The organism is Sanguibacter sp. 25GB23B1 (assembly GCF_040012415.1).
Lineage (GTDB): Bacteria > Actinomycetota > Actinomycetes > Actinomycetales > Cellulomonadaceae > Sanguibacter.
In genome coordinates, this window is sequence record NZ_JBDYKL010000060.1 from 1 (window position 1) to 9,655 (window position 9,655).

11 protein-coding genes are annotated in these 9,655 nt (G+C 71.9%); 7 read left to right on the forward strand and 4 right to left on the reverse strand.

The genetic code is table 11. The features are described from left to right. Positions 1–62 precede the first annotated feature (62 nt). A complete protein-coding gene (locus ABKW26_RS19775; RefSeq protein WP_348595802.1) occupies positions 63–1,421 on the reverse strand; it encodes a PTS transporter subunit EIIC in 1,359 nt (452 codons plus the stop codon). 195 nt (positions 1,422–1,616) lie between these two features. Here ABKW26_RS19775 and ABKW26_RS19780 point away from each other — a divergent pair, with 195 nt between their 5' ends. From ABKW26_RS19780 to ABKW26_RS19805, 6 genes are all read left to right on the forward strand, one after another. Beyond that, complete coding sequence (locus tag ABKW26_RS19780) at positions 1,617–2,435, forward strand: GntR family transcriptional regulator (RefSeq protein WP_348595803.1); 819 nt, start codon at positions 1,617–1,619, stop codon at positions 2,433–2,435. After that, the gene (locus tag ABKW26_RS19785; protein WP_348595804.1) at positions 2,432–2,686 is read left to right on the forward strand and encodes a glucose PTS transporter subunit EIIB; all 255 of its coding nucleotides are present in this window, start codon (positions 2,432–2,434) and stop codon (positions 2,684–2,686) included. The genes ABKW26_RS19780 and ABKW26_RS19785 overlap by 4 nt, the downstream gene beginning before the upstream one ends. Positions 2,687–2,778: 92 nt before the next feature. Then, complete coding sequence (locus ABKW26_RS19790) at positions 2,779–3,009, forward strand: PTS glucose/sucrose transporter subunit IIB (protein ID WP_348595805.1); 231 nt, start codon at positions 2,779–2,781, stop codon at positions 3,007–3,009. Further along, positions 3,009–3,473 (forward strand): PTS glucose transporter subunit IIA, encoded by a 465-nt coding sequence (locus ABKW26_RS19795; RefSeq protein ID WP_348595806.1) that lies wholly within the window; start codon positions 3,009–3,011, stop codon positions 3,471–3,473. The genes ABKW26_RS19790 and ABKW26_RS19795 overlap by 1 nt, the downstream gene beginning before the upstream one ends. A 7-nt stretch (positions 3,474–3,480) precedes the next feature. Further along, on the forward strand, positions 3,481–4,194 hold the full coding sequence (locus ABKW26_RS19800; protein WP_348595807.1) for an HAD family phosphatase: 714 nt from the start codon (positions 3,481–3,483) through the stop codon (positions 4,192–4,194). A 60-nt stretch (positions 4,195–4,254) separates the two neighbouring features. Then, positions 4,255–5,127 (forward strand): D-hexose-6-phosphate mutarotase, encoded by an 873-nt coding sequence (locus ABKW26_RS19805; protein ID WP_348595808.1) that lies wholly within the window; start codon positions 4,255–4,257, stop codon positions 5,125–5,127. On the opposite strand, the gene ABKW26_RS19810 is transcribed toward ABKW26_RS19805, so the two are convergent. Continuing rightward, a complete protein-coding gene (locus ABKW26_RS19810; RefSeq protein ID WP_348595809.1) occupies positions 5,113–6,357 on the reverse strand; it encodes an MFS transporter in 1,245 nt (414 codons plus the stop codon). The genes ABKW26_RS19805 and ABKW26_RS19810 overlap by 15 nt on opposite strands. Before the next feature lie 172 nt (positions 6,358–6,529). Continuing rightward, positions 6,530–6,979, reverse strand: coding sequence for a VOC family protein (locus tag ABKW26_RS19815; protein WP_348595810.1), 450 nt, complete (start codon positions 6,977–6,979; stop codon positions 6,530–6,532). Positions 6,980–7,097: 118 nt separating this feature from the next. Here ABKW26_RS19815 and ABKW26_RS19820 point away from each other — a divergent pair, with 118 nt between their 5' ends. Next, the gene (locus ABKW26_RS19820) at positions 7,098–8,060 is read left to right on the forward strand and encodes a WYL domain-containing protein (RefSeq protein WP_348595811.1); all 963 of its coding nucleotides are present in this window, start codon (positions 7,098–7,100) and stop codon (positions 8,058–8,060) included. 29 nt (positions 8,061–8,089) lie between these two features. Here the strand turns inward: ABKW26_RS19820 and ABKW26_RS19825 are convergent. Further along, positions 8,090–9,655, reverse strand: a 1,566-nt coding sequence (locus tag ABKW26_RS19825; RefSeq protein WP_348595812.1) for a beta-galactosidase, incomplete at its 5' end; no start/stop codon positions are given.

The window sequence follows — 9,655 nt, forward strand, 5'->3', positions numbered from 1 at the left end:
CCCCCCCCCCCCCCCCCCCCCCCCCCCCCCCCCTCGTCGTACCTGGTGCTCGGTGTCAGGCGCTAGGCGCTCGGTGGTGCGCCGACCGCTCCTCCTGCCTGGCCCGTGCTCGTGGACGGGCGCTTCTCTGTCTCGGGCTCGTCGGCCGGCTGGTCGACGAGGACGTTGTTCTGGTCCGTGATGGTGCTGTCGTCCTCCCGACCGGGCGTCTTGAGGTTCCACCTCGTGATGACCCACCGGAAGAGGAAGTAGTAGATCGCCGCGTAGGCGAGGCCGATGGGGATGATGAGCAGCGGTTGCTGGGCGATGCGGAAGTTCAGCAGGTAGTCGATGACCCCCGCCGAGAATCCGAACCCGGTGTGGATGTCGAGCCAGTTGACGAGCGCGAGCGACGTCCCCGTGAGGAACGCGTGGATGACGTAGAGCGGGTAGGCGACGAAGAGGAACGAGAACTCGAGCGGCTCGCTCACCCCGGTGACGAAGCTGACGAGCGCTGCAGATCCCATGATGCCCGCGATGACCTTGCGTTGCTCGGGACGTGCGGTATGGACGATCGCGAGGGCCGCGGCCGGGAGCGCGAACATGAGGATGGGGAAGAACCCGGTCATGAAGGTGCCGGCCGTGGGGTCGCCGTGGAGGAAGCGGGCGATGTCCCCCGCCCAGACCTCGCCGCTCGCGTCCTCGAACGTGCCGAACTGGAACCACGGGAGCGAGTTGAGCAGATGGTGCAGGCCGAGCGGGACGAGGAGCCGGTTCGCCATCCCGTAGACGAAGGCACCGAGGATCGTGGAACCGGTGACCCAGTCGCCCACCGACGTGAGGCCCGCGTCGAACCACGGGTAGACCAGCGCACCCACCACGGCGACGAGGATCGCGACGCCCGCCGTGACGATGGGGACGAAGCGCCGCCCGCCGAAGAAGGCGAGATAGGCGGGCAGCTTGATCCGCGAGTACTTCTGGAAGAGGAGCGCCGCGATGAGGCCCATGACGATGCCGCCGAGGACGCCGTAGTCGATGAGCTCCTGCGCCTTGCCCGGGTCGGGGGGATCGAGCACGTACGGCGAGAGCGCGTTCGACACGTTCTTGAACACGAGGTAGCCGATGAGTGCGGCGAGACCGGTGGAGCCGTCGGACTTGCGGGCGTAGCCGATCGCGACGCCGAGCGCGAAGATCATCGGCAGGTTGGCGAAGAGCGCGTCGCCGGCCGAGCCGAGGACGGCGGCGACGGGCAGGAGCCAGTCGCCCCAGGCACCGGCGAGGCCGTCCTTGCCGAGCATGTCGTCCTGACCGAGCCGCAGGAGCAGCGCCGCAGCGGGGAGGGAGGCGATGGGCAGCATGAGCGATCGGCCGATGCGCTGGAGCTGCGCGAGGCCAGGGATATGACGCTTCTCCTTGACCACGGGGTCTGTGGTGGTTGTCATTGCGGGGGCACTCCTGACGTGGTGGCGATGACGGGAGCGGGGGGCGCATCCTGTCGGGGAGCTGCACGGGGATCGGTGCGAACGTGGTGCGTCGAGCGTCACTGCTAGATGTCTGGACCAGTTGCCGACAACCATGATCTAATGGCGCAGCGGTGTCAAGAGTCCGCGACTGTCCGATCTGGAGGGTTTGCACAGGTGCACCTACCAGCACTGAAGTACATGCGGGTGCGGGACTACCTGCGCTCTCTCGTCACGCACGAGCTCGAGGTCGGCGACGTCATCCCGTCCGAGCGGCTCCTCTGCGAGCGCTTCGGTGTCTCCCGCATGACGGTCCGCCAGGCCGTCGACGCCCTCGTCGTCGAAGGACTGCTCGAGCGCGAGCAGGGGCGCGGAACCTTCGTCGCACCGAGCAAGGTCGACCTCGAGGTCCGGCTCGTCTCCTACGGCGAGGAGATGCGGCGCCGCGGGATGGAGCCGTCCTCCCTCATCCTCTCCGCCGAGGAGGTCGCAGCGACCCCCGACGTGGCCGATGCCCTCGAGCTCCTCCCTGGCGAGCAGGTCTTCTACCTCCACCGTGTGCGCCTCGCCGACGGTGAGCCCATGGCCATCGAGCAGTCGTGGGTCCCCTGCCGCCTCGTCCCAGGACTCTTCGACGACGAGGTGCCCGACAGCATCTACGGCGAGCTCCGCCGCCGCGGCCTCGACCCCGAGTGGGGCGAGGACACCGTGGCCGCCAGCGAGGTCGACGCCCGTGACGCCGCTCTGCTCGGCATCCGGGTGGGGCGCGCCGTCCTGCGCACCACGCGCCGCACGTTCTCCGGCCAGACGGCGTGCGTCTACTCCCGGTCCTCCTACCGGGCGGACCGCTACGTGCTGTGGGTGCCGGTCCGTGCGCCCAAGCCCGCACTCACACCACGCACCACGACGGACGCCCGTCCGGCGGCGGACGAGGCAGACGCGACGAGCGCCCCCTCCCCCCACCGGAGCCACGAGATGATCGAGGAGCCCACATGACCAAGGAGCGGAGCACAGTGACGGATCAGGCGGCACGCGTCCTCGCGGCGTTCGGCGGCGTCGGCAACATCGTCGACATCGAGCCGTGCACCACACGGCTGCGCTCCGAGGTCCGTGACCCGGCGCTCGTGGACGTCGGCGCTCTGCGCGCCGCCGGCGCGCACGGCGTGATGATCGCCGGACGCGTGGTCCAGGTCGTCATCGGTCCCAGCGTCGACACCCTCGCGACGGACCTCGAAGACCTCATGTGACGATCTCTCCGACACGACACGACACGGCCGGTACGGCCGGCCCGACGACCGCAGCACCTCGACCACAGCAGCTCGATGAACAGGGGCACCCGATGAACAAGGCAGAGCAGATCCTCGCGGCCCTCGGCGGCGACGAGAACATCATCGACCTCGAGCCGTGCATCACGCGGCTGCGCGTAGAGGTCAAGGACGGGTCCCTCGTCGACGAGGCAGCCCTCAAGGCGACCGGCGCCTACGGCGTCATGCGCGCGGGCACGGTCGTCCAGGTGGTCGTGGGACCCGAGGCGGACACGCTCGCCTCCGACATCGAGGACCTCCGCTGATGCGCGAGCCGCTGACGTTCCTCGCCCCCGTCCAGGGCACCGTCCGCCCGCTCGCGGACGTCTCCGACCCGGTCTTCGCCGAGGAGATCGTCGGTCCCGGCCTCGCGATCGACCCGGACCGCTCGGGTCCCAGCCAGGCCGTCGCCCCCGTCTCGGGCCTCGTCGCCAAGCTCCACCCGCACGCGTTCGTCATCCAGGGCGTGGACGACCGCGCGGCGCTCGTCCACCTCGGTCTCGACACGGTCCAGCTCGGCGGGGAGGGCTTCACGCTCCTCGTCGCCGAGGGGGACGAGGTGACGGCCGGCGACCCGATCGTCGCCTGGGTCCCCGCCGACGTCGCCGCCGGCGGACGCTCACCGGTGTGCCCCGTCGTCGCCCTCCAGGGCGAGCCCGGCTCGGTCACGCCGCTCGCCGCGGCCGGCACGACCGTGCAGCCCGGCGACCCGCTGCTCGTGTGGGCCTGACGCACCGGTGAGCCCGGACGACGAGCTCACCGGGCTCCTCGCCGAGCTCCTCGGACGGCCCGGCGGTGGCCTCCTGCTCGACCTCGACGGAACCCTCGTCGACAGCGAGCACGTCCACCGCCAGGCCTACCGGGACTACTTCGCCGCACGCGGGTGGACCGTCGGCGACGACGCGGTGCTCGCCTTCTCCGGCCGGCGCGCAGCCGAGGTGTTCGCGACGTTCGACGGCCCCTGGACCGGCGAGGATCCCGACGAGCTCACCGAGGGCGTCCTCGACGCCCTGCGCCGCACCGTCCTCGAGCCCCGCGCCGTCCCCGGCGCCGCCGCGACCCTTGCCGCCTGCCTCCGCACCGACGTGCCCGTCGCCGTCGTCACCTCGGCACGTCTCGAGTGGACCCTCCCCGCGCTCGAGATGCTCGGAGCAGACACCCGCGCCGGGATCAGGCTCGTCACGGCCGAGGACTGCACGCACGGCAAACCGGATCCCGAGCCGTACCGGCACGGCGCCGAGCTGCTCGGCCTCGACCCGGCCCGCCTCGTCGCGGTGGAGGACGCCCCGCCAGGGATCGCCTCAGCGCTCGCAGCGGGCGTCGGGCACGTGCTCGGCGTGACGACGACCCACGCGGCAGGGGCCCTGGCCACCGCCGGTGCCGGCTCCACGGCGACGGACCTCACCCCTCTTGCCCGCGCCCTCGGGTCGCGCTCTGGACACCCTGCCTAGGATTGACGTGTCCCAGCCGCCAGAATCGGAGCTCCCACCATGCAGGACCTTCCAGACAGCGTGCGACTCACGACAGGTCAGGGCGGCCTGCCCGTCGTCCAGGTGGACGGTCCGGCAGGCTCGGCCGAGATCTACCTCCACGGCGCCACCGTCACCCGGTGGTCGCCGCCGGGCGCGGCCGACGCCCTGTGGGTGAGCGAGGCGAGCCACTTCACGGCGGGCAAGCCCATCCGCGGCGGAGTCCCGATCTGCTTCCCGTGGTTCGGTGCCCTCGACGGCCACCCCGACGCGCCGGCGCACGGCTTCGCCCGGCTCACGTCCTGGCAGCTGACCGGCGCGCACGACGACGGCGAGCATGTCACCGTCACCCTGCGCCTCACGGACGCCGACGTCGCAGGCTCCCCCGGTGCCGTCGACTGGCCGCACCGCTTCGAGGCCGTCTACACCGTGGCCGTCGGCGCACGGCTCTCGCTCAGTCTCGCCGTGACGAACCGCGACGACGCGCCCTTCACGTTCGAGGAGGCGCTCCACACCTACTTCGCCGTGAGCGACGTCCGCACCACCGAGGTCGTCGGGCTCGAGGGCCACGCCTACCTCGACCGCCTCGCCGGCCCCGAGCCCATGGCGGGCGAGGACGGGCCCGTCCGCTTCACCGGCGAGACCGACCGCATCTACCTCGGGACGAGCTCCGGGGCCGCCGTCCACGACGCCCCGTCGGGGCGCTCCGTCGTCATCGCCAAGCGCGGCTCCGACGCGACCGTCGTGTGGAACCCGTGGATCGACAAGGCCGCAGCGATGGCGGACTTCGGTGACGACGAGTGGATGACGATGGTGTGCGTCGAGGTCTGCAACGTGCGCAGCACGGCTGTCGAGCTCGCCCCCGGCGCGAGCCACACGATGACCGCCATGTACCAGCTGTCACCGAGCGACTGAGCGGATCACAGCCGCACGCTCGGGCTCGCGGGGCACCCCTCGGCTGAGCATCAGGCCGCTGACGAGCACCATCGCCAGAGCCGCACCGGCGACGGCCAGGACGGTGAAGGGGATGCCGGCGCGCTGGATCATGAACCCGGCTGCTGCGCTGACCAGCGTCGCACCGAGGCTGTGGCTGGTGTTCACCCACGTGGTCGCGGCGTTCTGCCGGCGTGTCCCCGCCGCCGCGGGAGCGGCGAGGTAGGCGACGATCATCACCGGCGAGAAGAAGAGTCCGGCGAGGCCCAGGACGATCGTCACGACGGTCCCGTCGTCCGAGATCGCGAGGCACGACACCCCGAGCACGAGCAGCCCGCTGAGCACCGGGAGCTGTCGCGCCGGGCTGCCGGGAACCCTGAGCGCGCCGTAGAGGAGCCCGCCGACCGCGCTACCGCCGGCGAAGACGCCGAGCGCGATGCCCACCATCGCCGTGCTGCCCAGCACCTCCCCAGCGGCGGGTACCGCGACACCGACGAGCCCTGACATCCCTCCGGCGACGAGCGCCGGCACGAGGAGAGCCGCAAAGCCCGGCTGGAGGACGAGCGGTCTGCCGGGTAGCGGGGCGTCGGTCCGTCGAGGCTCGCCGACCATCTGGGTGACGGCGCTGGTGCTGACGAAGAGCAGGCCACCGACCGCGACGAGCACCGCCGGCACGAGCATCGCGTGCCCGGGAGACAGCGTGACGAGCAGCAGCCCCGCGACCGCGGGACCTGCGAGGTAGAGCAGCTCCTCGACGACCGCGTCCAGGCTGAGCCCTGCCTTGCGGTCGTCCGCGCTCGGCAGGAGCTGCCCCCACGCGACGCGCATGGTCGGGCCGAGCGGCGGGGCGACGGCGCCGGCCAGGCCGGCGAGCCCCACGATCACCCACCCGGGGCTCGCAGTGAGGCTCGACACGGCGAGCGCCGAGAGAGACGCGCTGAAGCCCAGGACGAGGACCGTGAGCATCGCCCGCGCGCCGAACCGATCGATGAGCCACGCCCTGGCCGGCGCGAGGACGGTCGCACCGGCCCCGTACACGGCGACAGCGACGCCCGCGAAGGCGATCGACGAGGTCGCCTGCTCGGCGGCGTAGAAGAGCGGGAGGAAGACCAGCGCGTAGGCCGACCGTCCGATCATCGAGAGCGAGAAGGTCGTCACGACGCGAGGGCGCGAGAGCACCCTCGCGTACGCGCCACGTGGTGCAGAGGACATCGAGGGCTCCGTGCAGTCGCGACCGCCGGCTGAGCGGTGGTCGATGGGTTCGGGAATCGTGCGCGCGATCGTGCGGCGCGACTCCTAGTGCGACTGACGGACCATGCGACGAACGGTACAGGGGACTCCCGTAGGAGAGCCACGGATTACTCGCGCACCCGTCCGGCCGCCCTCACCGCACGGTCTGGTGGTCGGTGCGGGCGAGCACGTCGAGGTAGTGCGGGTTGCGCATGATTCCGAGGACGTTGCCGAAGGGGTCGAGCACCGCCGCGCCGACGAACCCTTCGCCGAAGTCACGGGCTGGGTGGTGCAGCGTGGCGCCGAGCGCGGTCAGCCGGTCGAGGGCCGCCTGGACGTCGTCGACGTGCCAGTAGACGATGACGCCCGGAGCGGCCGGGGTCGGCACGCCTGGGGTCGTGTCTGCGGCGGCCGGGTCGACGGCGAGCTCGCCCGCGAAGCTCGTGTCGAGCAGACCCAGCTCGTGCTCGTGGTCGCCGGTGCGGAACTCGACGTAGGCGGTCCGGTCGAAGTAGGGCTCGATGCCGAGGACCTCGGTGTACCAGCGCTTCGCGGCGGCGAGATCAGGGGTCGGGTAGACGACGGTGGTCAGTCCTCGCAGCATGGTCGTTCTCCTCTGTCGTGGCAGCGGTGCCGAGGTCGAGGCTGCGGTCGCGGCCTCATGAACCATGCTTCCGTCCAACGTGCTCACCTTCTGAGCACTTTCTGCGCGACGATGAGGCATGCGCGCAGACCGGCTGGTCGCCACTCTCCTGCTCCTGCAGTCCCGCGGGCGCGCGACCGCGGGCGAGATCGCTCACGAGCTCGAGGTCTCGGTGGCCACGGCGCGCCGCGACCTCGAGGCACTGTCGTCAGCCGGCGTCCCCGTCTACCCGCAGCCTGGTCGCGGCGGTGGGTGGAGCCTCGTCGGGGGGAGCCGGACCGACCTCACCGGACTCACCGCCGGAGAGGCGCAGGCGCTCTTCCTCGCGCTCGGCCCTGCAGCCTCGGGAACGCCCGAGGTCCGCTCGGCGCTGCGCAAGCTCGCCCGCGCGCTGCCTGCACCCTTCCGCGCGGACGCCGACGTCGCGGCCGGGGCGATCGTCCGCGACCCGCTCGCCTGGGGCGGGGTCGACCGGCCGCGCCCCGCGCTCGTCGACCTGCTCCAGGACGCGGTCGTCCGGAGTCGGAAGGTCCGCCTCGACTATGCCGGCCGAGCAGGGACGGCCGGACGAGCACCGTCGCGCGTGGTCGACCCGTGGGGCCTCGCCGACAAGAACGAGGTCTGGTATCTCGTGGCGGGGACGCCCGCCGGCCGGCGGACCTTCCGCGTCGACCGGATCCGCGACGCGCACGTCACCGACGAGCCCGCCTCCCGGCCGGAGGGTCTCGACCTCGCACAGGCATGGGCCGAGGTGGTCGACGACATGGAGGTCCGCCGTTCCCAGACCTGGGCGACGGTCCTCGTCGATCCGCGCCACGCGTTCGTGCTCCACGACCAGTTCGGCCGACACTGCGTGGACGAGGGGACGACCGCCGACGGTCGAGCACGGGTGCGCGTCGCCGCGCCGACTGCCGGGATGATCGCCCAGCACCTCGCGGGGTGGGGCGCCGACGTCGAGGTGATCGACCCGTCGTCGGTCCGGGACGAGCTCGCCCGGACGGGCGCTCAGCTCGTCGCCCGCTACGGCCGGGCGACGAGCTGAGCAGCGCTGACGATCCTCCCGTCGACCGGTCAGACGACAGGCCTCCGCAGGACGACGACGTCTCCGGCCGGGACGACGACGCCGTCCGGGTGGGCCGCACCGGTGAGGAGGTCCGTGCCGGACGCCTCGACCGTCGCCGCGGCGTCGGTGTGGTTGATGACGAAGAGGTACTCCGTCTCCCCCGCACGCCGGGAGACGAGCTCGACACCCGCGCTCGCGGGAGCCAGGACAGTGACACCAGCCTCGGCGAGGAGCTCACCGATGAGCGCCGAGCGCGCCTCGTCGGACAGGTCCGTGCTCACGTACCAGGCGGCACCGGTGCCGCGCACCGCGCGGGTGATCGCCGGCCACCCGGCGCTCGGTCCGTCGACGTAGGACGCGACCGCGGTCGCGTCCGTGAGGCCTACCGGCTCGCTCCACCCGCTCGCGAGCCCCTCTCCCCCGCCGAGCACGTCGCCCGAGACGTGCACGTGCTGGCCGGGGAGCACCGGCGCGAACTCCTCGACACGCACGCCGAGCAGGTCGCGGAACGCGCCCGGGTACCCGCCGAGGTGGATGTGGTCGTCCGTGTCGGCGATACCGGAGAAGTACGTGACGAGCACGGTCCCCCCGTCGTCGGCGAAGGCGGTGAGGCGTGCGACGAGCGCGTCGTCCGCGAGGTACAGGTGCGGGACGACGACGAGGCGGTAGCCGTCGAGGTCGGCCGTCGCGGGCAGCACGGCGGTGCCGACCTGCGCCTGCCACAGCGAGCGGTACCAGGCGAGGACACCGCGGCGGTAGCGGAAGTCGTTGGAGGGGTGCGAGTCGAGCTCGCTCGCCCACCAGGACTCCCAGTCGAAGAGGACGGCGACATCGGCGTGGACGGTGGAACCGGCGATCTCGCCGAGCGCACCGAGGTCCGCGCCGAGGGAGACGACCCCGCGCCACAGCGCCGAGTCCGTGCCCGCGTGCGGGACCATCGCGGAGTGGAACTTCTCCGCGCCGGCCTGCGACTGACGCCACTGGAAGTACAGGACGGCGTCCGCGCCGTGCGCCACGTGGGCGAGCGAGTTGCGGCGCAGCTGACCGGGACGCTTGGCGAGGTTGACGTGCTGCCAGTTCACGGCGGACGTCGAGTGCTCCATGAGCATCCACGGCTCGCCGTCGGCGATACCGGCGGTGAGGTCGGCGGAGAACGCGAGCTCGACGTGGGACTCGGGGTCCGCGGACATGACGTAGTGGTCGTTCGAGACGAGGTCGACGTCGCCGGCCCAGGACGGGTAGTCCATGTTCTTCGTCTCGCCCATGACCATGAAGTTCGTCGTCACCGGCACGTCGGGCGTGATGCGGGCGAGCACCTCGCGCTCAGCGCGCAGCTGATCACGGAGCTGGTGCGAGCTGAAGCGGGCGAAGTCGAGCTGCGCCGTCGGGTTGGTGAACGACGTCGAGCGGCGCGGAGGCAAGACCTGGTCCCAGTCGGTGTACCGCTGGGACCAGAAGTCGGTGCCCCACGCACGGTTGAGCTCGTCGACGGAGCCGTAGCGCTCGGCCAGCCACACGCGGAAGGCGGCGGCGGCGACGTCGGAGTAGTCGAGGGCGTTGTGACAGCCGAGCTC